Source organism: Flavobacterium anhuiense (genome assembly GCF_900101855.1).
In the GTDB taxonomy this organism is placed as follows: Bacteria; Bacteroidota; Bacteroidia; order Flavobacteriales; family Flavobacteriaceae; genus Flavobacterium; species Flavobacterium anhuiense.
In genome coordinates this window covers 91170-115782 of sequence record NZ_FMVC01000008.1, presented here as the reverse complement: position 1 = coordinate 115782, position 24613 = coordinate 91170, and the positions used below count along the sequence as shown (strand labels likewise).

At 34.1% G+C, this 24613-nt stretch carries 22 protein-coding genes; 11 read left to right on the top strand and 11 right to left on the bottom strand.

The window, feature by feature from the left end; translation table 11 throughout:
• The first annotated feature begins 115 nt into the window (after positions 1-115).
• From BLP44_RS19810 to BLP44_RS19795, 4 genes are all read left to right on the top strand, one after another.
• Positions 116-2872: a TonB-dependent receptor gene (locus BLP44_RS19810; RefSeq protein WP_091135461.1), complete on the top strand. Its 2757-nt coding sequence runs from the start codon at positions 116-118 to the stop codon at positions 2870-2872.
• A 248-nt stretch (positions 2873-3120) separates the two neighbouring features.
• Positions 3121-4305: a hypothetical protein gene (locus BLP44_RS19805; protein ID WP_091135459.1), complete on the top strand. Its 1185-nt coding sequence runs from the start codon at positions 3121-3123 to the stop codon at positions 4303-4305.
• Between the two features lie 107 nt (positions 4306-4412).
• Positions 4413-4751, top strand: coding sequence for a T9SS type A sorting domain-containing protein (locus BLP44_RS19800; RefSeq protein WP_008465102.1), 339 nt, complete (start codon positions 4413-4415; stop codon positions 4749-4751).
• 198 nt (positions 4752-4949) lie between these two features.
• Entirely contained in the window at positions 4950-5930 is a 981-nt protein-coding gene (locus BLP44_RS19795) for a LuxE/PaaK family acyltransferase (protein ID WP_091135457.1), read from the top strand.
• Positions 5931-6126: 196 nt separating this feature from the next.
• On the opposite strand, the gene tyrS is transcribed toward BLP44_RS19795, so the two are convergent.
• Complete coding sequence (gene tyrS, locus BLP44_RS19790) at positions 6127-7422, bottom strand: tyrosine--tRNA ligase (RefSeq protein WP_091135455.1); 1296 nt, start codon at positions 7420-7422, stop codon at positions 6127-6129.
• Positions 7423-7651: 229 nt separating this feature from the next.
• On the opposite strand from tyrS, the gene BLP44_RS19780 reads away from it, so the two are divergent.
• The gene (locus BLP44_RS19780; RefSeq protein ID WP_091135452.1) at positions 7652-8647 is read left to right on the top strand and encodes an NAD-dependent epimerase/dehydratase family protein; all 996 of its coding nucleotides are present in this window, start codon (positions 7652-7654) and stop codon (positions 8645-8647) included.
• Here the strand turns inward: BLP44_RS19780 and BLP44_RS19775 are convergent.
• From BLP44_RS19775 to BLP44_RS19765, 3 genes are read right to left on the bottom strand one after another with little or no spacing between them, the layout of a single operon-like run.
• Complete coding sequence (locus BLP44_RS19775) at positions 8644-9132, bottom strand: DUF4296 domain-containing protein (protein ID WP_170830260.1); 489 nt, start codon at positions 9130-9132, stop codon at positions 8644-8646. The genes BLP44_RS19780 and BLP44_RS19775 overlap by 4 nt on opposite strands.
• Before the next feature lie 9 nt (positions 9133-9141).
• On the bottom strand, positions 9142-10482 hold the full coding sequence (locus BLP44_RS19770; RefSeq protein WP_091135450.1) for a dihydroorotase: 1341 nt from the start codon (positions 10480-10482) through the stop codon (positions 9142-9144).
• A gap of 10 nt (positions 10483-10492) precedes the next feature.
• Positions 10493-11218, bottom strand: a complete 726-nt coding sequence (locus tag BLP44_RS19765) for a polyprenol monophosphomannose synthase (protein ID WP_066033429.1) — start codon at positions 11216-11218, stop codon at positions 10493-10495.
• A gap of 106 nt (positions 11219-11324) precedes the next feature.
• On the opposite strand from BLP44_RS19765, the gene BLP44_RS19760 reads away from it, so the two are divergent.
• From BLP44_RS19760 to BLP44_RS19750, 3 genes are all read left to right on the top strand, one after another.
• Positions 11325-11993, top strand: coding sequence for a DUF4271 domain-containing protein (locus BLP44_RS19760; protein WP_091135448.1), 669 nt, complete (start codon positions 11325-11327; stop codon positions 11991-11993).
• A gap of 14 nt (positions 11994-12007) precedes the next feature.
• Positions 12008-12757 carry a uroporphyrinogen-III synthase gene (locus BLP44_RS19755; protein WP_008465120.1) on the top strand — a complete coding sequence of 250 codons (750 nt, stop codon included), beginning with the start codon at positions 12008-12010 and terminating at the stop codon, positions 12755-12757.
• Positions 12758-13003: 246 nt separating this feature from the next.
• On the top strand, positions 13004-13474 hold the full coding sequence (locus tag BLP44_RS19750) for an Lrp/AsnC family transcriptional regulator (protein WP_008465121.1): 471 nt from the start codon (positions 13004-13006) through the stop codon (positions 13472-13474).
• A gap of 173 nt (positions 13475-13647) precedes the next feature.
• Here BLP44_RS19750 and BLP44_RS19745 read toward each other — a convergent pair whose 3' ends face one another.
• The 3 genes from BLP44_RS19745 to BLP44_RS19735 all read right to left on the bottom strand — a co-directional run bounded on the left by BLP44_RS19745 (position 13648) and on the right by BLP44_RS19735 (position 17069).
• Entirely contained in the window at positions 13648-14334 is a 687-nt protein-coding gene (locus tag BLP44_RS19745; protein ID WP_091135445.1) for a zinc metallopeptidase, read from the bottom strand.
• A 102-nt stretch (positions 14335-14436) separates the two neighbouring features.
• Positions 14437-15066 (bottom strand): response regulator, encoded by a 630-nt coding sequence (locus tag BLP44_RS19740; RefSeq protein ID WP_236940436.1) that lies wholly within the window; start codon positions 15064-15066, stop codon positions 14437-14439.
• Positions 15067-15080: 14 nt separating this feature from the next.
• Positions 15081-17069, bottom strand: a complete 1989-nt coding sequence (locus tag BLP44_RS19735) for an ATP-binding protein (protein WP_091135443.1) — start codon at positions 17067-17069, stop codon at positions 15081-15083.
• Between the two features lie 168 nt (positions 17070-17237).
• Here BLP44_RS19735 and BLP44_RS19730 point away from each other — a divergent pair, with 168 nt between their 5' ends.
• Positions 17238-17639, top strand: a complete 402-nt coding sequence (locus tag BLP44_RS19730) for a hypothetical protein (RefSeq protein WP_091135442.1) — start codon at positions 17238-17240, stop codon at positions 17637-17639.
• A 71-nt stretch (positions 17640-17710) separates the two neighbouring features.
• On the opposite strand, the gene BLP44_RS19725 is transcribed toward BLP44_RS19730, so the two are convergent.
• The 4 genes from BLP44_RS19725 to leuS all read right to left on the bottom strand — a co-directional run bounded on the left by BLP44_RS19725 (position 17711) and on the right by leuS (position 22964).
• The gene (locus BLP44_RS19725) at positions 17711-18307 is read right to left on the bottom strand and encodes a hypothetical protein (RefSeq protein ID WP_008465131.1); all 597 of its coding nucleotides are present in this window, start codon (positions 18305-18307) and stop codon (positions 17711-17713) included.
• The gene (locus BLP44_RS19720) at positions 18294-18767 is read right to left on the bottom strand and encodes an RNA polymerase sigma factor (protein ID WP_008465132.1); all 474 of its coding nucleotides are present in this window, start codon (positions 18765-18767) and stop codon (positions 18294-18296) included. The genes BLP44_RS19725 and BLP44_RS19720 overlap by 14 nt, the downstream gene beginning before the upstream one ends.
• 1 nt (position 18768) lies before the next feature.
• Complete coding sequence (locus BLP44_RS19715; protein ID WP_091135440.1) at positions 18769-19617, bottom strand: alpha/beta fold hydrolase; 849 nt, start codon at positions 19615-19617, stop codon at positions 18769-18771.
• A gap of 482 nt (positions 19618-20099) precedes the next feature.
• Positions 20100-22964, bottom strand: a complete 2865-nt coding sequence (gene leuS / locus BLP44_RS19705) for a leucine--tRNA ligase (protein ID WP_091135434.1) — start codon at positions 22962-22964, stop codon at positions 20100-20102.
• A gap of 424 nt (positions 22965-23388) precedes the next feature.
• On the opposite strand from leuS, the gene BLP44_RS19700 reads away from it, so the two are divergent.
• Together BLP44_RS19700 and BLP44_RS19695 are read left to right on the top strand one after the other, a co-directional pair.
• Positions 23389-24264: a cell division protein FtsX gene (locus BLP44_RS19700; RefSeq protein WP_091135432.1), complete on the top strand. Its 876-nt coding sequence runs from the start codon at positions 23389-23391 to the stop codon at positions 24262-24264.
• Between the two features lie 83 nt (positions 24265-24347).
• On the top strand, positions 24348-24605 hold the full coding sequence (locus tag BLP44_RS19695) for a DUF3098 domain-containing protein (protein WP_035691391.1): 258 nt from the start codon (positions 24348-24350) through the stop codon (positions 24603-24605).
• Positions 24606-24613 lie beyond the last annotated feature (8 nt).

Below are 24613 nucleotides of genomic sequence, written 5' to 3'. Positions count from 1 at the left end.
TAACAATTTGATAATCTTAACAACACAAAAACATAACAAGTCGGTAACATGGACTTCACAGAGCGGTTCTTTCTTTGCACAAAAATAATAAGACACAAACACAACACTGAAAAAAATGAAATTCAATTTAAGATTTCTCTTTATTGCATTATTTATCTGTACGATTTCGATCGCGCAAAACAAAGGTACGATTTCTGGAGTTCTGACTGACAAGGATATGAACAACGCAGCTCTGCCATTTGCTAATGTTTTAGTTAAAGGTACAAATATTAGCGTAAATACCGACGTAGACGGAAAATATTCGTTAAGCGTAAATCCTGGAAATTATACTTTAATCTTTAGTTTTTTAGGATATGAATCTGTTGAAGCTCCAGTAGCTGTAAAAGCAAATGAAACTGTAACAGTTAATCAAGGACTTTCGTCTGGAAGTTATACTCTTAAAGATGTAGTGGTTCAGGCGTCGACCGGAAGCAAACAAAAAGAATCTGCTTTACTTCTGGAACAGAAAAATGCTGTAGATATTAAACAATCTATTGGTGCGCAAGAACTTTCTAGAAAAGGAGTTAGCGATGTTGCCGCGGCTGTTTCTAAAACTACTGGAATTACAAAACAGGAGGGTTCTGGAAACATTTTCGTAAGAGGTCTGGGAGACCGTTACAATTCTACAACAATGAACGGATTACCAATTCCATCAAATGATCCAGAAAAGAAAAACATTAATCTTGAAATTTTCTCTACAGATATCTTAGAATATGTTTCTATAGACAAAGTTTACAGCAGTAAATTGTATGGAGATTTTGCTGGAGGTAACGTAGACATTATTTCTAAAGACTATAAAGGAAATGGATATTTTAAAATCGAAATGGGCTCTAATGTCAATACAAACGCATTGGCCGAAAAAGATTTTAAATTGCAAAGAGGAATCAGCAGTTTTGGTTTTGACAATCCTTCTATTCCAAACAATCCTCTAACGCAATACAACTACAACACTTTACAGATGGATGGTAAAAATCCAATTGCTGGTTCTCTAGGTATATCTGGAGGAAAATCTTTTAATGTTGGTGATGGAGGAAAATTAAGCTTCTTCGCTACTGCAAATTTCAGTAATGAGTACAACTCAATCCGTAACGCAACTGCAAAAGGAGGAGTAAACGGTGCCGGAGTTGCAAACAAAGATTTCTATTCTTACACTGACATGGGTTACCAAACAAACTCTACAGGTTTATTGAATGTTGGTTATAAAATTAATTCAGACAATAAAGTAAGTTTTAACACAGTATACATTAATACTTCATCTCAATCTAAAGAAGAATATGCTGGATACATTGTCGATCTTGCAAATAATGGCAATGGTTTAATTCGCCGTTTTAACTACGAGAAAAATAGTCTTTGGATTAACCAATTACTTGGAGATCATAAATTAAGTGATAGATCTAAATTAAACTGGGCAGCATCTTACAACATCATTGATGGTTCTATGCCAGACAGAGCACAAAACACTTTTAGAAATGAGCCAAATGGATATGTATTATCTTCTATCTCTAGACCAGATAACCACAGATATTTCCAAAAGCTAAAAGAAGACGAGTTGGCAGGTAATCTTTCTGTAGATTATAAATTCAACAAAAATTCTGATGATGAATACAAAGGAAAATTCACATTAGGAGCAAGCGGAAGAATTAAAAACAGAAACTTTGAAGCTTCTCAATTCAACTTCTTATCTCAACCTGGTTACACTAACACTATTGTTGACCCAAATAACTTAGATTTGTTTTACAACGAAACAAACTTAAACAATGGATACTTCAACATTTCTACTTTTAGAGGAAACTCTCAAGTTTCAAATGCTTTAGACCCTCAAACCTATGATGGTAAACAAACTATCTTTGGAGGTTACTTAAATACAGAATACAAATTCAATCCGAAATTGACAGCTGTTTTAGGTTTACGCGCAGAATCTATTGTTCAAAATGTAGATTGGAATACACAATTAGGAGATGTTGGAAGTGACGAATTAAGCAAAGTAGCTTTCTTACCAAGCTTAACAATGAAATACGAATTGAATGAAAAACAAAATTTACGTTTAGGATTCAGTAAAACATACACATTGCCTCAATTTAAAGAAAGAGCATTATTTGTTTACGAAGAAGTTTTACAGGTAAAAGTTGGTAACCCATACTTATACGAGTCTGACGATTACAACTTAGATCTTAAATGGGAAATGTTCCCTACTAGCGATGAATTAATTTCATTCACAGCTTTTGGAAAGTATATTCTTAACCCAATGAACGAAGTTACAATTGCTTCTTCTTCAAATGACATCTCATATATCAACACTGGTGATTACGGATATGTAGCGGGAGCTGAAGTAGAATATCGTAAAATGCTTTTCAATTTTGACGAAGTAAATGCAAAAAAATTATCTGCAGGTATTAATGCATCTTATTTACACACAAGCCAAGAGTTAAACGCAGACAAAGTTGATAGAGAAACAGATTACCAAGTTGTCTTCACAAATACTAAAAGCCAATTTACAGGAGCTTCTGATTTATTGCTAAATGCAGACCTTTCTTACTTAGCAGAATGGCAAAATGATAGAAGTTTAAACACTACTATTGCTTACTCTTATTTCTCAGATCGTATCAACGCAATCGGAACAAACGGAAGAGGAGACTTAGTTGACAAAGCTTTTGGTTCATTAGACTTTATTGCTAAATCAAAATTGAACAAAAACTTAGGATTAGATTTTGTAGTAAAAAACATTCTTGATCCAAAAATCAACAGAGTACAAGAAAATGCATCTGGAGATGTAAATGTTTTATCATACAAAAAAGGATTAGGATTAAGTTTCAAACTTAATTATACCTTCTAATCAATATATTAACAAACAATACCAAAGAGACCAGTCTAAAAAACTGGTCTCTTTTTTTTTTTACAATCACTAAACCTTATGAGCTCTGAGCTTGTAAAAGCAGTTTATTTTCAGTTTACAAACCTAACATTTTCTTAATATTAAATGCGGTTTTTATTAAACTAACAATTACGGTTTCTTAACATCTAAAAAAGATTTCTATTCCATCTTTGCCTCAAGAAATTAAACACAAAAATTACAACACAATTATGAAAAACTCAATTGTAAAATTAATTGGAATTGTTACTTTATCTGCAGGTTTATTCACAAGCTGCTCTAGTAGTGACGACAACAACAAACCATCATCTTCATTTGTTGTTAACGCAAATGATTTTAAAGGTACAATCACTGACGGAGAAGTAGTTCTTGATGCAGGAACAACTTACAAACTAACAGGAAAAATTCAAGTTAACTCTGGCGCTACTCTTACTATTCCTGCTGGAACAGTAATTCAAGGAGTTGGAGGAACATCTGCTTATATCGCAATCGCACAAGGAGGAAAAATCAACGTAAACGGTACGGCTGCAAAACCAGTTATCATGACATCTGGTTTAGCTACAAAAGCTGCTGGAGACTGGGGTGGATTAGTAATCTGTGGTAAAGCTCCTATTAACCGTACAACTGGAGGTGGAGGAACTGCTCAATCTGAGGTTGCTGACTTAACTTACGGTGGAACTATTGCTAATGATAACTCTGGATCTATTAAATTCTTAAGAATCGAGTACGCTGGAGCTGCTTTCAACACTGAAAAAGAATTCAACGCACTTTCTTTCTTCGGAGTTGGTTCAGGTACAGTTATTGAAAACGTACAAGCTTTCCACGGTGCTGATGACGGATTCGAATTCTTCGGTGGAACTGTAAACACTTCTAACTTAGTTGCTATTGGTAACGAAGATGATCAATTTGACTGGACTGAAGGATGGTCTGGAACAAACACTAACTGGTACGGTAAATTAGCTTTCGGAAAAGGAAACAGAGGAATTGAAGCTGATAACTTCGAATTAGGTTATGCTAATACTCCAATCGCTAATCCAGCAATCACTAACATGACTCTTATCGGAGCTGGAAGTGCTGCAGATGCAACTGTGTACACTGAAAACCAAGGTATCAAATTTAGAAGAGGAACTAAAGGTCAAGTTTCTAACGTTGTGTTAAGCGGATGGAAAACTGGTATCGATGTTGAAAACGATGAAACTATCGCTTTCGTACCATCAGCTTTAAAAGTTTCAAACGTACTTTACATTGCTGATGTACCTACAAAAACTAAAGGAAAGAAAACAGACGGAACTGCTGCTGACGTATCTGCAGTATCTGTAGAATCTGCTACTGCAACTGGAGCAGGATCTGGTGTTGCTCAACCATCATGGGCTGCTGGATGGACTGTAGGTTTCTAATCACTTCGAACACATAATGTTAAAAACATCCTAAATATTTAGGATGTTTTTTTTTGGCGTCATTTTTGTAATTTTTTTTGTATATTTACGGTAATCAAATACATGCGATGGCAAAAAACTACTTTTATATTACTTTCTTATTGGCATTTTTCTTTACTCTTAGCGTCGCGGCGCAAGATAGTAAGCAATTACCAAAACCTCAAGAATCTACTTCTATTGAGGGTCTCAGCTTGTATCCTAACCCAGTGACAAACGGAAAAGTGTACATATCATCTAAAAACGATTTAGAGAAAGAAATTATTGTGTTCGATCTTTTGGGCAAAAAAGTATTGCAGGCGCATTTAGTATCAAAAGAATTAAGTGTTTCAGAACTGCCTCCTGGTGTTTACATCATCAAAATAAGCGAACAGAACGCTTCGGCAACACGAAAACTCATTATAAGATAAAAAAAGCTCCTTTGGAGCTTTTTTCGGTTTACAGTCGCAGTCTCAGTTTTCAGTTTATAAACTTTGTCTAACAATGCGACCGAAAACCGTGACTAAACACTTCTTTCAATTATACCTTTTAGTAAAAATCCTCACCGAAAACTGAGACTGAAAACTGAGACCGAAAACTAAAAAAAAGTATCTTTGCAAAAAAAAGTTTTGATCACAGCCAACGATATCTTTACCATTTCAAGTCAGAAGCAATTTGAAAAAATAGCATTAAAAGTGTTTCGTTTTCAGCATGAGAACAATAAAGTTTATCGCGATTTTTGTGATTTTTTAAAGGTTAATCCACAGCAGGTAAAATCACTGCAGCAAATTCCTTTTTTACCCATTCAGTTTTTCAAAAGTCACAATGTGGTTTCTAATACAGATCCTGCACAAGTAACTTTTACCAGCAGTGGTACAACCGGAATGATTACCAGCAGACATTTAGTGACCGATGTTTCCCTATATGAGGAAAGTTACCGCAAAGGATTTTCTCAGTTTTACGGCAATATCGAAGATTACGTTGTTTTAGCTCTTTTACCGTCTTATTTAGAACGAGAAGGCTCTTCGTTAATTTATATGGTTGAAGATCTGATAAAACTCTCTAATCAGCCTGAAAGCGGGTTTTATTTGCACAATCATGACGACTTAATCAAAAAACTTCTTGAATTGGACGAAGCAGGGCAAAATGTAATCTTAATTGGGGTCACGTATGCTTTGTTAGATTTAATCGAAAAACATCAATTCAATCTTCAAAATACCATTATTATGGAAACTGGAGGAATGAAGGGGAAACGCAAAGAAATGATTCGTGAAGAATTGCACGACATTTTATGTAAAGGTTTTGGCGTTTCATCTATTCATTCAGAATATGGAATGACCGAACTTTTAGCGCAAGCCTATTCTCTTGGCGAAGGTGTTTTTGAATGCCCCTCTTGGATGCATATTTTAGTTCGCGATCCTGAAGACGCTCTTACTTACGTGAATGATGGAAAAACTGGCGGAATAAACGTAATTGATTTAGCCAATATCAATTCATGTTCTTTTATAGCTACGCAGGATTTAGGCAAAAAATATTCGAACAACTCTTTTGAAGTATTGGGACGTTTTGATAATTCTGACATTCGTGGCTGTAATTTGATGATCTTATAGTTTAAGCGTTGATTTGTTTAATCGGTTAATCGATATATTCACTGTGCTGTTCAAACGTTTCTACCAACGAGACATTCATTCCTACGGAATGTTTTTTTCAATAAAAAAATCCCAACATTCTTTCGAACATTGGGATTTGTATATTTATTGTAAAGGATTTGTGCTAAATCGATTAAACAATTAACCGATTAAACAGTTAAACCACTCTAATCACAAAGTAATTCTTCTTTCCGCTTTGCAACAATACAAACTGATTGTTGATTAAATCATTTGCAGTTAAAACGAAATCTTCTTTTATTTTTTCTCTGTTTACAGAAATCGAGTTTGCTGTTAAAGCACGTCTCGCTTCTCCGTTTGATTTAAAGAAACCTGTTTTTTCGTTTAAAACAGTGATAATATCCAATCCGTTTTCTAAATCTGCTTTTGCGATTTCAGCTTGTGGAACTCCATCAAAAACTTCTAAAAAAGTTGCTTCGTCCAATTTTTTTAAATCTTCTGCAGTAGAATTTCCAAACAAAATATTCGAAGCCTGAATTGCTTTTTCTAATTCTTCTCTATTGTGAACAAAAACAGTAATTTCTTCTGCTAATTTCTTTTGTAAAACTCTTAAATGAGGAGCTGTTTTGTGCTCTTCGATTAAAGCATCAATAGTATCTTTATCTAAGAAAGTAAAAATCTTAATATATTTCTCAGCATCTACATCTGTTGTATTTACCCAAAACTGGTAGAATTTGTATACAGAAGTTTTATCAGCATCTAACCAAACATTTCCTCCTTCAGATTTTCCGAATTTAGATCCGTCTGCTTTTGTAATCAAAGGCGTTGTTAAAGCGTAAGCTTTCGCATTTTCTCCTCCCATTCTACGCACCAATTCTGTTCCTGTGGTAATATTACCCCATTGGTCAGAACCACCCATTTGCAGAATACAATTGTTGTTTTTATATAAATGATAGAAATCGTAACCTTGAATTAACTGATATGTAAATTCTGTAAAAGACATTCCCTCACCTTCTCCGCTAAATCTCTTTTTTACAGAATCTTTAGCCATCATATAGTTTACGGTAATTCTTTTTCCAACTTCACGTGCAAAATCGATAAAAGAGAATTCTTTCATCCAATCGTAGTTATTCACCATTACAGGTGCATTTGCTTCGGTTGAATTAAAATCTAAGAAACGAGACAAAACGCTTTTGATTCCGGCTACGTTTTTAGCCAAAGCCTCTTCGTCAAGCAAGTTTCTTTCATCAGATTTACCAGAAGGGTCTCCAATCATTCCTGTTGCTCCACCTACTAAAGCGATTGGTCTGTGACCAAAATTCTTTAGGTGAACCAATAAAATAATCTGAACCATACTTCCGATGTGCAGTGAATCTGCAGTTGGATCAAAACCGATATAGGCAGTGGTTGCTTCTTTTAGCAATTGTTCTTCCGTTCCAGGCATACTATCATGGTATAACCCGCGCCATTTTAATTCTTCAACTAGATTCTTCATTTTTTAAATAATTTGCGCAAATGTAATCAATGTCAATGGTAATGACAAAAAAGTCTACTACTAAGGCACAAAGACACGAAGATTCACAAATAGTTTATTGCAAAGTCGCTAAGACGCAAAGGTTTTTTCCATCTTATTGCCTTTGTGCTTTTGCAACTTTCCAACAAAAAACAAGAACTTTGCGACTTTGCGACTTTGTGGCAAAAAAACAAAAACTTATCTTTACAACATGATATTAGTAACTGGAGGAACTGGTTTAGTAGGCGCGCATTTATTGCTTCATTTAATCGAAAATGGAGAAAATGTTCGGGCAATTTACAGAACCGAAAAAAATATTCAGAAAACAAAATCGGTTTTTGATTTATATAAAAAAGCCCATTTGTTTGAAAAAATCAATTGGCTTGAAGCCGATATTCTAGACGTACCTTCACTTGAAACTGCTTTTATCGACATCAAACAAGTGTATCACAGTGCCGCTTTTATTTCGTTTGATCCGAAAGACGAAGAAATCCTTAGAAAAACCAATATCGAAGGAACTGCAAACATGGTCAATTTTGCTATTGCCAAAGATGTAGAAAAATTTTGCTATATCAGTTCGATTGCTGCTTTAGGAGATATTGCACCTCACGAAACGTATATTACAGAAGATACAGACTGGAATCCCGAAAAACCGCACAGCGATTATGCCATTTCTAAATATGGCGCCGAAATGGAAGTTTGGCGAGGGCAACAGGAAGGCTTAAACGTTATTGTTGTAAATCCCGGAGTAATTTTAGGTCCTCCAAAAATGATGGATATTTTTAATGAAGGTAGCAGTGAAATTTATCGAAAAGTTTCAAAAGGTCTTTCGTTCTATACGCTCGGGAGCACTGGTTTCATTTCAGTTGATGATGTAGTCAAAATTACTATTCAATTGATGAAAAGCGAAATTAAAAATGAACGTTTCACGCTTATCGCTGAAAATATTGTTTTTAAAGATCTTTTAAATACGATTTCTGATGTTTTTAAAATAAAAAGACCTCATATTCATGCCAAACCTTTTTTAATGAATCTGTTGTGGATTGCTGACGGAATATTTTCAACTTTATTCTTTAGAAAAAGAAGTATTACCAAAGCAACAGCAAAAGCTTCATACTCAAAAAATCTATATAGTAACGAAAAAATAAAAACCGCTCTAGGAACGGTTTTTACTGATATTCATCTTTATATTAAAAGAGAAGCTTAAATCTCTCTTCTATGTTTTCTTTGCGCCAATCTAATTGAGTCAATATTAATTTTTGGAATTGTTTTTCGAACTGAATCTTTCGAAACCTCTTTCAATTCTTTTGGTTTATTTTTATTCGCTTTAGCTGCTTTTTTCTCATCAATTTTAGCTAATGAATCCGCAGCTCTTTGATTGACTTCAATTCTTTTATTAACCTGATCGAACATATCTTTATAATTCTCATAATCAGAAGCATAATACATGTTGTTCTGTGCAAATTGAAGACTGTCAACTTTGTATTTTTTCAAAATAAACTTGGTCGGATCATTATCTATCGAATCCAAAGACAATGGTTTCTGATATCTCATTGCTTCCAAAAGAGATAGATCATACATAATATCAATCATTTTTTCCTTCTCAATAAGCTTTGCAGGCTCTTTTACCACATCCTTTTTACAGCTTATAGAAAGAAATAAAACCAATAGTATGACTATAAAATTCTTCATAGTTATTTTTTATCTGTCAAACAATAATCTTTTACCTGGTCTGGTATCTTTTACTTTGAAATTGTTGTAAACCAATTCACCGTTCACAAAAGTATGCGTGATTCTAGATTTGAAGGTATACCCTTCAAAAGGAGACCATCCGCATTTGTATAAAATATTTTCTGGTTTTACGCTCCAAGGCAGACTTGGATTAACGATTACTAAATCGGCGTGATAGCCTTCTCTGATAAAACCTCTTTTTTCTATTTTGAAAAGTTTAGCTGGATTGTGGCACATTTTCTCCACAATTTTCTCCACGCTGATTTTTCCTTGATGATGCGCTTCAAACATAGCCACAACTGCATGTTGCACCAACGGACCTCCAGAAGGCGCATTCATATACGACTGTTGCTTTTCTTCTTTGGTATGAGGTGCGTGATCTGTCGCGATTACGTCAATTCTTCCATCATTCAACGCTTTCCAAAGTTCTGCACGGTCATCAGCAGTTTTTACAGCAGGATTCCATTTTATGAAATTCCCTTTAGTTTTATAATCTTCATCTGTAAACCAAAGGTGGTGTACACAAACTTCAGCAGTGATTTTTTTCTCTTCTAATGGAATTTTATTCGTAAACAATTCCATTTCTTTCGCAGTCGAAAGATGGAAAATATGCAATCTCGCTCCAGTTCTTTTTGCTAAAGCTACTGCTTTTGAAGAAGAAATATAACAAGCTTCTGCACTTCTGATCAAATTATGCGCCGTAACAGGAACATCGTCTCCGTATTGTTCTTTAAAAGCCGCAAGATTATTTTTAATCGTAGTTTCGTCCTCGCAGTGAACCGCAATTAACATTGGCGTGCTTGAGAATATTTTTTCTAAAACCGCTTCATTATCCACCAGCATATTTCCTGTCGATGAACCTAAGAAAATCTTGATTCCGGCAACATTTTTTGGATTTGTTTTTAAAACTTCTTCCAAATTATCGTTGGTTGCTCCCATCATAAACGAATAATTCGCAAATGATTTTTGAGATGCTATTTGATACTTATCTTCTAGTATTTCTTGAGTAACAGCATTTGGAACTGTATTGGGCTGCTCGATAAAAGAAGTAATTCCGCCAGCAACGGCAGCACGAGATTCCGATTCGATATCACCTTTGTGCGTCAATCCCGGCTCTCTAAAATGCACTTGATCGTCTATCGCGCCAGGCATTAAATAATTTCCTTCAGCATCGATGACAATACAATCTGAAGTTTTTAATGAAATGCTGTCTGCAATTTCAACAATCAGATCGTTTTCAATTAAAACATCACCTTCAAAAATTGTCCCTTCGTTTACAATTTTGGCATTTTTTATTAAAATCCTGTTCATTTCGGTTGGTTTATAATGAATTGACTAATTTTCTTAATCTAAGTGAAATTACTCCAAGTATAGCTTCTTTGATAATAGCATTGCTCATTTTAGAAACTCCTTTCGTTCTGTCTGTAAAAATAATTGGGACTTCGGTAATTTGAAATTTAGCGCAGTACGTCCTGTACTTCATTTCAATTTGAAACGCGTACCCAACAAACTTTATTTTATTTAAATTGATTTTCTCCAGAACTTCTCTTTTGTAACACACAAAACCTGCAGTGGCGTCGTGAATTTTCATTCCAGTAATAAATTTCACATAAACAGATGCGAAGTAAGACATCAGAACTCGGCTCAATGGCCAGTTCACCACATTTACCCCTTTTACATAACGAGAACCAATGGCCAGATCTGCTCCACCAAAATGGCAAGCATCGTATAATTTTTCTAAATCATTTGGGTTATGCGAAAAATCGGCATCCATTTCAAAAATAAATTGATAATCGCGTTCCAAAGCCCATTTAAAGCCATGAACATATGCCGTTCCCAATCCTGATTTTTTAGTTCTTTGCTCTAAAAACAGTTTTCCTGGATATTCTTCCTGCAATGCAATGACTTTTTTTGCGGTATGATCAGGAGAATTATCATCTATAATCAGCAGATGAAAAGATTTATGCTGCGAAAGTACAGCCCTAACTATACTTTCTACGTTTTCAATTTCGTTATATGTGGGAATTATGACAATGCTATCATTCATTTTTTCTCGGTAATTTCACCGCAAAAGTAAACTTTTTATAGCATTTGATTCATAATAAATATATAATAAAAGTATTGCATCAAAAAATTACTAATTTTGTAACGCTATGATTGAACAATTACATCCTCGAATTCTTGAAAACAAAGACTGGGCAACACTTTTATTTGTGCTGACCTTTGCTGTTGTTGCCATGACAAAATCGGCTTACGAAACAAGATTTAGTGAATTTAGTAAACTTATTTTTTCTGATAAATATGCCAAAATTTATCGAGACAACAGCCACATGAAAAACAGCTTTACGGTTGGTTTATTTTTTGTACAGGTTGTATCGTTTGCCTTTTTTATTCTGCTTACGATGAATATTTTTGGCTATGCTTCAAAAACCGATTGGCTTTTATTTATCCGAATTGCAACTTTTCTGCTTTATTTCATTTTAGGAAAATATTTAATCGAAAAAATTGTAGCGGCTTCTTTTAACATTGATGATTTCGTAGAGCTTTTTAACTTACAAAAAGTAACCTACAGGACATACATAGGCGTTTTAATCCTTCCTATTAATGCTGTTTTGTTCTATTACAATAATATTCCGCAGCTTATTCCGCTAGCAATCATAGGCATTTCCTTGTGTATTAGCGTATACTCTTACTTTATTTCAATTAAAACGTATCAAAACGTAATTATCGGTAAGTTATTTTATTTTATTTTGTATCTTTGCGCTCTTGAAATAGCCCCTTATTATTTTCTCTATTATTGGATAACAAAAGGGAGTGCTTAGAAAATATTTATAATATGAAAGTGAAAACAATTTTGGTGTCACAGCCTGAACCTAAAGTGGAGAATTCTCCTTACTTTGAGCTCCAACAAAAACACAAAATAAAAATTGATTTCAGACCATTTATTCATGTAGAAGGGGTTAGCGCAAAAGAGATTCGATTACAAAAAATCGATCTTAATCATTACACTGCGATCATTTTAACAAGTAGAAATGCTGTAGATCATTTTTTTAGAGTGGCTGATGAAATGCGTTACAAAGTTCCGGAAGGGTTAAAGTATTTTTGCCAATCTGAGGCTGTTGCGTTTTACCTTCAAAAGTATGTTGTGTACAGAAAACGTAAGATTTACGTTGGAGCAAAAGATTTTGCAGATTTATCTCCGCTGATTAAGAAGTACAAAGACGAGAAGTTTTTACTTCCTGCATCTGACCAATTAAATGCAGATGCTCCTGTTACATTAAACAGTCTAAAAGTAGATTGGGCACAAGCAATTTTCTACAGAACTGTAATGAGTGATTTATCTGATTTAGCAGATGTTTACTATGACGTTTTAGCTTTTTTCAGTCCGACAGGAATTAAATCATTGTTTAAAAATTTCCCAGATTTTAAACAAAACAACACCAGAATCGCCGTATTCGGAAGCACAACGCAGAAAGAGGCTCTAGATCATGGTTTAAGAATTGATATTCTTGCTCCAACTCCTGAAACACCTTCTATGACAATGGCTTTAGAAAAATACGTTGCAGAAGCAAACAAAGGAAAATAATCCTTTTTAAAAATATTCAATTTTTAAAATTCCAAATTCCAAGTCAAGCGCTTGAAATTTGGAATTTTTCTTTTTAGGGTTATTAGATACGTCGTCTCCCGTGGTTGAAACCACGGGTTATGTTTGAAATTTGGGTTTTGGTTTTTGGAATTTCAAAAATTTGGAATTTCCTATTCTAATGCATTTTAACTACATTTGATTTCTATTGATAACCCAAATCTTAAAAATAGTTTCAAATTATAAGTTATGAAAATCAACTCCCTTTTAATTGAAATTGACGGAATCGACAAAGAAATACTCCGCTATCTCATGGACGATGCCCGAAAGCCAATCTTACAAATTGCTAATAAAATAGGAATTTCAGGCGCAGCAATTCACCAGAGATTAAAAAAGCTAGAGCAATCTGGCGTTATTTCCGGATCTAAATTTACCGTAAACCCAAAAGTCCTCGGATATAACACCATGGCCTTTGTTGGTGTTTATTTAGACAAAGCTTCTCGAAACTCTGAAGCTGTAAAAGAACTTAGAAAAATTCCAGAAGTTTTAGAGTGCCACTATACAACAGGAAACTGGTCAGTTTTGATTAAAATTATCTGTCGCGACAACGAACATTTAATGCAACTTTTGAATACAAAAATTCAAGCCATTGAAGGAGTTTCTAGAACTGAAACTTTTATCTCATTAGACCAACAGATTGATAGGCAAATACAACTTTAGAATTAGAAAATGTGCCAATTTGGTAATTAGATAATTTTACTACATCTGTCACCTATAAAGGCTTCGACTCCGCTCAGCCAGACAAACTTTACAAAACACAAAACCCGATAGTTTTTTTGAAATCTATCGGGTTTCACTATAAATTATCTAATGACTAATTATCTCAATTAAAATTAGTTCCTTCTGCTTCCAGAATAAATCGATATATAGTACAGCAACGTTGCAATAGAACCAATTGCCGCTACTACATAAGTTCTTGCTGCCCATTTTAAAGCATCTTTTGCTCCAGCTTGTTCCTCTTGAGTCAACATGTGTTTATTTTCTAACCAAGCTAACGCACGGTTACTTGCATCATATTCTACAGGAAGCGTAATGATCGAAAACAAAGTTGTTGCCGCAAAAATGATAATTCCAATTAATAATAATCCAGGAAAAACTTTAATTATAAGAATTCCAGCAATTAAAATCCATTGTACAAAATTGGAAGCGACACTTACAATCGGCACAAGCTTAGAACGCATAGTCAGCCATTCGTAACCAATTGCATGCTGAACTGCGTGACCACATTCGTGCGCTGCAACTGCTGCCGCGGCCGCGTTACGGTGGTTATAAACCGCTTCACTTAAATTTACTGTTTTATCTGTTGGATTATAATGATCTGTTAACTGCCCAGGTGTTGAAATTACGCGAACATCTGTAATTCCGTTATCGGCAAGCATTTTTTCAGCGATTTCGCGACCGCTCATTCCGTTTCTCAATTGCAATTTCGAATACAACTCAAATTTGCTCTTCAGCTGCGAGCTTACCAGCCAGCTGAACAACATTATAGCTCCGGCAAGAATTAAATATCCTGATCCCATTTTTTTCTGTTTTTAGATTGATTTTTAAATTTACAAAACAAACTGCAAATTGCGAACCATTTTAACAAAATGCCATTTTGACATCATTTCAGCACTTTTGACTTAATTCAGCATGTTGTTTTTGAGCAAAAAAGCGATTAACTCTGCCACATTTTTCATTTTATATTTTTGGAGAATATTACGTCGATGCGTTTGAACGGTTAGAAAACTCAAAAACAAATCATCGGCAATTTCCTGAGTAGATTTTCCTTGCGAAAGCAACAGAGCAATATCACGCTCTCTTCGGCTCAAACCTGGAATTCTTTCTAAATCTTCAGACAATGGCTGGCTAATTATGGTTTTCACTTCTTCACTAAAGACAATTTCGCCATCAATTGCTTTGTAAATGCATTCTTTAAACTCATCAAAAGAAGCATTTTTGAGTATATATCCGTTTCCTCCATTCTGGATAAACTGCATGACCAAACTTCTTTCAGACTGGCTGCTCATCCCAATAATTACAATTTTCGGATGTTTTTGCTTGATGGTTTTACACAGATCAACTCCATTTATTACAGGTAGAAAAATATCCATCAAAATCAAATCGACTTTATGGTCTTCGATATAATCTAAAAGCGCAATTCCAGATTCAAATTTCTCTACAATTTCTATATTGTCTAAATCCGACAGCAAACCTGAAATTCCAGAAATCACAATCGGATGATCGTCTACTATTACCGTTTTATACTTCATAATCATGATTTGAGTTATATTTTTATTTCGATATAAGTTGAAGTTCCTTTGCCAATCACAGAATCAATTTCCAGTTTTCCATTTAAAAAAGCCACTCGGTTTTTTATATTCCGCAAGCCCATTCCATCTCTTTTTTCTGCATCTTCAACATTAAAACCAATTCCGTTGTCTTCTACCGTAATAAAAAACACATCTTTATTCTGCGAACAGGAAACCAGAATTTGTGATGCTTTGGCATATTTTAAAGCATTGTTCAGAAGTTCTTGAATGATTCTGAAAATCATAATTTTAAAATGTTGCGGCAAAGTTGTCTTTTTATTTAAATACTGAAATTCTATTGCTGTTTCAGCTGTTGAATGTGAAGCGCATAAATCTCGAAGCGCATGCTCAAGTCCAAGTTTCATCAAACTTTCTGGCATTAAATTCTGAGAGATATTACGAAGTTCTTTGATCGAATCATTTAATAAACCATTAATATTCGGAGCATTTTCCTTATTCTCGCGATCGGCAAGATTCAAATGCATTTTAAGCCCCGAAAGCATACTTCCGAGCCCGTCATGTAGATCTCTTGCAATTCTTTTCCTTTCGATTTCTTCCCCTTCAATCAAAGCATTTGAAATCGATAATTTTTGCTGATTTTCTAATGCTTCCAGTTCTTGTTTGTGATTAACTTCTTTTTGGAAACTTATTTTTTTCTGATAATTATTCCAGCTCCATAAAAACAAAACTGCCAAAAACAAAACAAACGAAAGCACCGCAAAAAGCAGCATATTCAAACGGTTGTTATTGACCTGCAAAACCGCTTTTTCATTTTCCGACTGCAACAGACCAATTTTCTTTTCACTTTCAGCTTTTTTATACTTCGCTTCAAGCTCTACAATTTCGCTTTTCAGTTTCGCATCGTTTAAACTATCATTTATTATATTGTATTTATTCGAATAATAATACGCTTTCGGATATTCTTTAGTCGCATTATACACCTTAGATAGCTCTTTGTAATAATTCTTCTTATCGACAATAAAAGGCGTTTTCTCTATTAAATATTCCAAATTGCTTTTGGCTTTATCATAATTTTTTAGTTTGAAAAGCACTTCATATTCTGCAAATTTCAATCGGTTTACTGCAATGGCATTCTGATGGCTTTCTGCCGATTTTATTCCTTTTTCAAAACTTACCAATGCTTCATTGTGTTTATTTTGCTTGGCATAATAAATCCCTTCCGAATAAAAATAAGAATCATTTAAGTTTGATGTTGGGTATTTTTCTAAAGTCGCATAAGCTTTGTCTAAAATTTCTTTGGCGTCATAAAAATGCTTCAGCTCAACTAGATTCTCAGCATTTATAATATACGTTTCCATCTTAGATTCCGCTAATGTTGCAGATTTTTTTGTGGCATTTTCAATGTATTTTTGCGCTTGATCCAGATATTCTGCTGCTTTTTCGCGTTCATTATTATTCATAAAAATAATCGCGACTGCTTTGTTTAATGCACTGATCAATTCATAATCGCCACTTTTTTTAGCAATCGGGATCGCTTCATTTACCAGCAATTTCATATAAGCGTTTTCATTATTCTTTCGTTGCTGCATAATGCCATAATTCTGAAGTATTACGGCACGAAGTTTATAGGCTTCTTTATTTCGGTATTTTTTCAGTTTTGTATTGGCTTCGAGCAAAGCTTTTTCAAAACCTTCCAAATCGCCTTTTTCTATAAAACTATAGGCGTTATAAAAAATAGAGGCGTCTTTTAGAAAAGGAAATTTAGCTTTAAGCTTATTGGCTTGTTCAAGATATTCTTTAGATTTTTCAGCATCCTGCGCCATTAAAAACAGTTTTGATAATCTAAAACTATTCAAACTTTTGACACTGTCTGACTTTGTATTTTTTGTGATTTTAACAATACTGTCAATATAAACAGTATCATCATCTAATGAAAGAATTACTTGTGAATTGGAAATTGCACTAAAAAATAAAAAAAATAAAAAGGCGTAGAGTTTCTTCATAAATGTGGCATTTACCCAAAGTTATTAAAGCTTAATGACTTTCGAAAAGAAATTGATTGCTTTTACCTGATATCAGGTAAAAAAAAATACACTTTATCAGGTATTGCCGTCCCGTAAGTAAGGGTCTAATTTTGTTATGAATCAGATTATTAATTAAAAGAATATATTATGAAATCAATTTTGAAAACCTTAGCATTCGTAATGACTCTTGCTTTTACAGCAGTTTCTTGCAGCAGTGATAACGACGATAACAACTCTGCTCCGGCATCAAGAGATGTAAAATATGAAATTACTGGAAATTATACTGGACAACTTGATGTAACCTATATGGAAAAAAGCGGCGCTCCGCTTATTGAAGATGTGCCTTCATTACCATGGACTAAAGAATTTACTGCCGATGCAGATTCTGATGGCGCTTTGGTACACACAAGTGGTTACGGAGGAGTTGCTGGACAAACTGTGACAGCTAAAGTTTATGTGGGAGGAAAAGTAGTTTCTGAGTTAACAGGAAAAGCAGATAGTGAAGGAATCATTGTTGTACATCCTAAAACATATATTTTTCCCAGATAAATCTTACTTTAAAATTTTAGATTTTTGTTTTTGGTAAAAGAAAGCTTCGCAATTGCGAAGCTTCTTTTTTTTTATGATTCCAACTGATGATTAACTTCTTCAAATTTTTCAATCAGACTATTAATTTTTTCTTGCTGTTTTTTGGTTTGTTTTGGATGGATATACAACCAATTAAACAACATCCATAACAATGTAATTCCATAAGTTAAAATAGCCATCCAAGCTGTCATCCTACTTGCATATTCATACATATACAAACAAATTCCAATAGTTAGCAAAACAAAATACAAAGCCATTAATTTCGTCTGCATGAAGTTTTGTTTCTTTTTAATTACAATCAAATTTTGCAAATACTCCTGATTGGTTTGATTTGCTTCTATATTTTTATAATTGCCTAATAATTTGTTGTAGACCATTAAATAAATCACCATTGCCAAAATCACCAGAACAATTCCGATTTTAGTCGAAATAAATTGCGGCTGATAATAAAACCAAACAAAAGCAATGAAGGCGCTGGTTCCTAAAAGCAGAATGTTCGTAAGCCATAAACAACGCAGTCCAGTTTTTTTAAACTTATTTATTCGTGCCAGCAAATCGGTTATATCTGGCTGACTTACGGATTGTTTTTTCCATAAATCTTTAAAATCTATATTATTATCGTTGTCCATTTTCTTTAAATTTTTGAGTCAGTTTTTCTTTAATTCTATGAATTTTCACTCTAACATTTGCTTCAGAAAGACCTACAATTTTAGCAATTTCATTTTGTTTGATATCTTCTAACTCTAACGAAATTATAATACGATCGGTTTCTGGAAGCTCAGCGATACATTTATACAAGAATTGAATCTGAGGTTCTATTGAGGTTAGTTTTTCTTCTGAAAGATGAACAGGAAGTTCAGATTTCGGAAAACGTTTTTGCTTTTCTATCTGCCTCAGACAATTGTTGGAAGCAATTCTAAAAATCCAGGTTCCAATAGAAGATTCATTTCTAAACGTTTCCAATTTCTGCCAGACAATTATAAAAGTTTCCTGAGCCAAATCCTGAGCGGCGTCATAATCGTTTACGAAACCCATGCAAAGCCTGAAAATTCGATCCCAATAGGTTTTATATATTTGTTCGAATTCCATCTTATGCTTTTATAAAATTGTTTAACTGCTCTATGTACCAAGCGGTATCGTCGTACATAATAAAATGAAGCCCTTTGTTAGCGTACTTAAAATTAGCTGTTTTCAAATTTGCATATTGTGTTTCAATTGCGGGTTTTAAATTTATAAAATAAGATTCTAATAAAACTAAAGACGGACATTTTACCTGTGCGATTTTCGCTCTTAAATCGGTATTGTAAAAGTCACAATACATTTGCCCAAAAGTATATCGGTCCGATTTTACGCTCCAGCCAATAACCATCTCCAATTTAGATTGATCTTGCAGAAGTCTCGGCATCATTTGTTTCTGCATATCGTAAAATTGAGTTTCGTTCATTCCCGTCATTTGAGCTACCATTGGCGAACAATCATTATTTTCTTTTGATTTAAAAGAAGGATCGCTCAAAGCCGCCAGACACGGAAGCGCATCGACAACAACAATTTTTCCTATCAATTCTGGATAATCGGCTGCAATGGCAAGTGCCAATCCTCCGCCCATACTATGACCAATTAAGATTGGCTTTTCGATTTTATTGTCTTTTATATAAGCAGCGATTTCGTTTTTCCAGTTTTCAAATGATGGATTCGGCTGTGGTTGTATTCCAGCGAAACCCGACATTGTAAGTGTATAGCAAGTGAAGTCTTTTTCGAATGCGATTTTAGTATCTTTCCAAACTTCGCCAGAAGAAGCAAATCCCGGAATGAAGATTATAGATTGTTTTCCTTTACCAGTTTTAATTACTTCAAAAGGATATTGTTTTGTTTGTGCAAAAACATTTAGACATAATGCTGAGAATAAGAATGCGATAATTAAGATGATATACTTTTTCATTTGTAATAGTTTTAAGTTGTTAATTAAATCGGATCCGTGCTTTTGATACGACAACTATTAAAATGTTACAAAAGTTTTTAAATTTTTAATGAATCCCGACAGCTATCGGGACCAAACTCCAATGTTGGTACGGGTTTTTAACCGCAAAGTGCGCGAAGATTTTTCGCAAGGAACGCTAGATTTTTTGCTCGAAACGGCGCAAGGTCGCAAAGTTTTTCCACAATATTGTCATTTCGACGAAGGAGAAATCTTCGCGAGTAGCTCTACAAAGATTGGCTTATTGGAACGGAGTTACTTACGAAGATTTCTCCTTCGTCGAAATGACAAGATTAAGGAGTTTCTTTGCTTTATTCTGCTTCAGATTGTACAAATTAATTCGTGAAAATTCGTGTAATTCGTGGCAAAAAAATAAGCATAAAAAAATCCCAAACTCCAATCGTAAAAATTGGAATTTGGGATTTTTATATTGAAAATTAATTTGGCTATCCTACCAAATTGATAATTTTTCCAGGAACGATAATCACTTTATTTGGTGTTCTACTGTCTAAGTGTTTTTGAGTTCTTTCGTCTTTCATTACGATTTCTTCGATTTGTTCTTTGGTTAAATCCAAAGGCAATTCGATTGTGAAGCGCATTTTTCCGTTGAACGAAACTGGATATTCTTTATTGGTTTCAACTAAATGTTTTTCCTCAAAAATTGGGAAGGCAACTTCTGAAATTGACGTTGTATGTCCTAACTGTGACCATAATTCTTCTGCAATATGTGGCGCATAAGGCGAAACCAAAATAGCCAACGGCTCTAAAATCGCTCTTGAATGACAATTTTGAGAAGACAATTCATTTACACAAATCATAAACTGAGAAACCGAAGTATTGAAAGAGAAATTCTCGATATCTTCACCCACTTTTTTGATGGTTTTGTGTAACGATTTTAAGTTGTCTTTTGTTGGTTCGTCATTGTTTACGATTAAGCCATTCTCATCAAAGTACAATCTCCATAATTTTTTCAAGAAACCAAATACTCCAGAAATTCCAGCAGTATTCCAAGGTTTTGCTTGTTCTAAAGGTCCTAAGAACATTTCGTATAAACGTAACGTATCAGCACCATATTCAGCACAAATATCATCTGGAGTTACTACGTTGTATTTCGATTTCGACATTTTTTCGACTTCACGGCCTACAATGTATTTTCCGTTATCATCTAAAATAAATTCCGCATCAGCATAATCTTCTCTCCAAGCTTTGAATTTTTCAACATCTAATTCATCAGAAGAATTAACCATTGAAACATCAGCATGAATTGGCTGTACTTTTTGATCTCCAATTTTATTTTTAGACACAAAAGTATTTGTTCCTTCTAATCTATAAACAAAAGCACTAGTCCCCAAAATCATTCCCTGATTGATCAGTTTTTTAAATGGTTCTTCAGTTGGAGCAAAACCTTTGTCTTTTAAGAATTTATTCCAGAAACGAGAATACAACAAGTGACCTGTTGCGTGCTCACTTCCTCCAATGTATAAATCTACATTTTCCCAGTAAGCCAAAGCTTCTTTAGACGCAAATTCATTTTCATTGTGTGCATCCATATAACGCATCCAATACCATGAACTTCCTGCCCAACCAGGCATCGTGTTTAATTCTAAAGGAAAAATCGTTGCATTGTCAACTAAATCTGTATTGACAACTTTATTTTGTTTCGTGTCCCAAGCCCAAACAGCCGCATTTCCTAATGGTGGCAAACCTTCTTCTGTTGGTAAATATTTCTCTACTTCTGGAAGGATAATTGGCAAATGCTGTGTGTCAATCATTTTAGGTAATCCATTTACATAATAAACTGGGAATGGCTCACCCCAATAACGCTGACGAGAGAAAACAGCATCACGCAAACGGTAATTTGTTTTACCCGTTCCCTGTCCGATTTCTTCTAATTTTGCAATTGTTTTTTTAGTTCCTTCTTTATAATTTAATCCGTTTAAGAAATCAGAATTTGCGATTTCAACGTTATCTTTTGATCCGTAAGCCGCTTCAGAAATATCAACATTTGCGAAGATATTTTTAATTTCAGGCATTCCTTTCTGGCCTTTAAAGAAATTTGCAAATGCGTAATCTCTTTCGTCTCCGCAAGGAACCGCCATTACAGCACCAGTTCCGTAACCAGCCAAAACATAATCACCAATCCAAACAGGAATTGGTTCTTTTGTAAACGGGTGTTCAGCATACGCTCCTGTAAATACTCCAGAAATCGTTTTTACATCAGCCATACGCTCACGCTCGGAACGTTTCGCTGTTTTTTCAATATAGGCTTCAACTTCTGCTTTTTGTTCTGGAGTTGTAATTTTAGCAACCAAATCATGTTCTGGAGCCAAAGTCATAAAAGTTACACCAAAAATAGTATCAGGTCTTGTCGTAAAAACCTCGATTACTTCATTGTGATCTTTCACATTAAAAGTTACCAATGCTCCTACTGATTTTCCAATCCAGTTTCTTTGAGATTCTTTAATTGACTCACTCCAATCAATATCATTTAAGCCTTCAAGCAAGCGTTCGGCATAAGCAGAAATTCGCATGCTCCATTGTGTCATTTTTTTTCTTATAACAGGAAAGCCTCCACGCTCAGAAACTCCGTTTACAATTTCGTCATTTGCCAAAACAGTACCTAAGCCTGGACACCAGTTTACTTCGGTTTCTGCCAAATAGGTTAATCTATACTGTAAAAGGATTTTCTCTTTTTGATCTGCAGAATAAGAATTCCATTCATCAGCCGTAAAAATTGCTACGTTATCATCGCAAACTGCTTCTACTAATGCATTTCCGCTTTCTTCAAAAACAGTCACAAGCTCTGAAATATCAAATGCTTTTCCTTGTTTTCTGCAATACCAAGAATTAAACAATTGGATAAAAATCCACTGTGTGTGCTTATAGTAATCTGGATTTGAGGTACGCACTTCACGCGCCCAGTCAAATGAGAATCCGATTTTATCTAATTGTTTTCTGTATCCAGCAATTTGTTTTCCTTCTTTGTCAACACCACCGTCAATGTTTACACGTGTAGTATCTTCTGGGCGTTGCCCTGTTTGAATTGCATATTGTTCTGCAGGTAATCCGAAACTATCATAACCCATTGGATGCAAAACATTGAATCCTTGATGTCTTTTGAAACGAGAATACACATCTGAAGCAATATAGCCCAGTGGGTGCCCAACGTGTAATCCTGCTCCAGACGGATAAGGAAACATGTCGAGAACATAATGTTTCGGCTTTTCAGAGTTGTTTTTTGCTGCAAAAGTTTGATTTTCTGCCCAATATTTTTGCCATTTGGCTTCAATTTCGTTTGGATTGTACTTCATTTCTAAGTGACTAAGATTCTAAGTTACTAAGGTTCTAAGCTTTTCACTAAATTAATTTAGCCGCAAATTTACATTTATTGCGGATTGTAGCAAAGCTATTTCATTGGCAAACAAATAAAATATGTAATTCTTCAATTAAATTAAGTCAAAACACAATATTGATCTTAAAATTAACTGCAAAACATGCAAAATTTTAATTCAATCTATACGTTACAAAACACAAGCTTCGTAAAGCCCTGCTTAAAATACAACTTTGCAAACCTTGCCGTTTATGTTACAAGGTAGAATATCAAAAACTTTACATGCTTTACGGTCAAACTCCAATTTTTTCAAGATTTAAATCGTACTTTTAAGTATAAAAGTTTGTTATTAACTTTAAATAAAGAAATTGTTTATTATTTTTACCACATAATTTAAGCACAGTATGAGTTCTAACTTTGATAAATTTCAAAAGCGCAGGTTAATTTCCTCTTATTTTTCGGTAGTATTAAGTGTATTCTTGGTTTTATTCCTATTGGGAGTACTGGGATTATTCATTATTAATTCTAAACAATTGGCAGACGATTTTAAAGAAAAAATCGCCATGACGATTTTCTTCAAAAATGAAGCGAATGATAGTATTATCAAAGCATTTAATACCGAACTTAAAAGAGCACCTTTTGCTAAATCTTTTGTTTATGTAACGAAAGAAAAAGCGGCAAAAGAACATACTGATATTATCGGAGAAGACTTTTTAACCTTTTTGGGAGAAAATCCGTTATTGAATTCATACGACATTCACTTAAAAGCAGACTATGTAGAAAGAGACAGTATCGTTAAGATTGAAAGCAACTTTCGCAAAAATGCTATGATTTCAGATATTGTTTACGACAAACAATTGGTAAATCTGGTAAATGACAATATCAGAAAAGTAAGTATGTGGATCCTGATTATTAGCGGTTTCTTGACAGTAATTGCAGTTTTATTAATCAATAGTTCACTACGTTTATCTATACATTCAAATCGTTTTATTATCAAAACCATGCAAATGGTTGGTGCGACAAAAGCATTTATCCGAAAGCCTTTTGTAATGCGAAGCGTAAAATTAGGAATGCTGGGTGCTGGTCTGGCAATTATTGCTTTAATCGCACTATTACTATATGTAGACACTAATTTCCCTGGTTTAGGAATTCTCGAAGACAAAGCTTTAACTGGTTTGGTTTTGGTTGCTGTTTTCGGATTAGGAGTTTTAATTACTTGGGTAAGCACACATTTTGCAACACAGCGTTTCTTGAATTTAAGAACTGACGATCTTTATTAATTTTTGATTTCAGATTTTAGATTGCAGATTTTAGATTTAAAAAAAATGCCTTCGATTTCGCTCAGGCTGACAAACACATAAAAATGAAAAACAATAAAAATAAAGAAGAACAACAAGTTCAAAAACAGGAATTCCTTTTTGATGCCATTAATTACAAAATCTTATTAATCGGAATTGCGGTTATAGCACTTGGATTTATTTTAATGTCTGGCGGAGGAAGTAAAGATCCAAATGTTTTTAATGAAGACATTTTCAGCTTTAGACGCATTCGTTTAGCACCAACAACCGTTCTTATCGGTTTTGGCATCACGATTTATTCTATCTTCAAAAAATCTAAATAGACTTTCTT

Bases quoted from the DNA above. Each gene is read 5' to 3' on its own strand.
- BLP44_RS19810 (WP_091135461.1), top strand. From the start codon at position 116: ATGAAATTCAATTTAAGATTTCTCTTTATTGCATTATTTATCTGTACG.
- BLP44_RS19805 (WP_091135459.1), top strand. From the start codon at position 3,121: ATGAAAAACTCAATTGTAAAATTAATTGGAATTGTTACTTTATCTGCA.
- BLP44_RS19800 (WP_008465102.1), top strand. From the start codon at position 4,413: ATGGCAAAAAACTACTTTTATATTACTTTCTTATTGGCATTTTTCTTT.
- tyrS (WP_091135455.1), bottom strand. From the start codon at position 7,422: ATGAAGAATCTAGTTGAAGAATTAAAATGGCGCGGGTTATACCATGAT.
- BLP44_RS19780 (WP_091135452.1), top strand. From the start codon at position 7,652: ATGATATTAGTAACTGGAGGAACTGGTTTAGTAGGCGCGCATTTATTG.
- BLP44_RS19775 (WP_170830260.1), bottom strand. From the start codon at position 9,132: ATGAAGAATTTTATAGTCATACTATTGGTTTTATTTCTTTCTATAAGC.
- BLP44_RS19770 (WP_091135450.1), bottom strand. From the start codon at position 10,482: ATGAACAGGATTTTAATAAAAAATGCCAAAATTGTAAACGAAGGGACA.
- BLP44_RS19765 (WP_066033429.1), bottom strand. From the start codon at position 11,218: ATGAATGATAGCATTGTCATAATTCCCACATATAACGAAATTGAAAAC.
- BLP44_RS19760 (WP_091135448.1), top strand. From the start codon at position 11,325: ATGATTGAACAATTACATCCTCGAATTCTTGAAAACAAAGACTGGGCA.
- BLP44_RS19755 (WP_008465120.1), top strand. From the start codon at position 12,008: ATGAAAGTGAAAACAATTTTGGTGTCACAGCCTGAACCTAAAGTGGAG.
- BLP44_RS19750 (WP_008465121.1), top strand. From the start codon at position 13,004: ATGAAAATCAACTCCCTTTTAATTGAAATTGACGGAATCGACAAAGAA.
- BLP44_RS19745 (WP_091135445.1), bottom strand. From the start codon at position 14,334: ATGGGATCAGGATATTTAATTCTTGCCGGAGCTATAATGTTGTTCAGC.
- BLP44_RS19740 (WP_236940436.1), bottom strand. From the start codon at position 15,066: ATGAAGTATAAAACGGTAATAGTAGACGATCATCCGATTGTGATTTCT.
- BLP44_RS19735 (WP_091135443.1), bottom strand. From the start codon at position 17,069: ATGAAGAAACTCTACGCCTTTTTATTTTTTTTATTTTTTAGTGCAATT.
- BLP44_RS19730 (WP_091135442.1), top strand. From the start codon at position 17,238: ATGAAATCAATTTTGAAAACCTTAGCATTCGTAATGACTCTTGCTTTT.
- BLP44_RS19725 (WP_008465131.1), bottom strand. From the start codon at position 18,307: ATGGACAACGATAATAATATAGATTTTAAAGATTTATGGAAAAAACAA.
- BLP44_RS19720 (WP_008465132.1), bottom strand. From the start codon at position 18,767: ATGGAATTCGAACAAATATATAAAACCTATTGGGATCGAATTTTCAGG.
- BLP44_RS19715 (WP_091135440.1), bottom strand. From the start codon at position 19,617: ATGAAAAAGTATATCATCTTAATTATCGCATTCTTATTCTCAGCATTA.
- leuS (WP_091135434.1), bottom strand. From the start codon at position 22,964: ATGAAGTACAATCCAAACGAAATTGAAGCCAAATGGCAAAAATATTGG.
- BLP44_RS19700 (WP_091135432.1), top strand. From the start codon at position 23,389: ATGAGTTCTAACTTTGATAAATTTCAAAAGCGCAGGTTAATTTCCTCT.
- BLP44_RS19695 (WP_035691391.1), top strand. From the start codon at position 24,348: ATGAAAAACAATAAAAATAAAGAAGAACAACAAGTTCAAAAACAGGAA.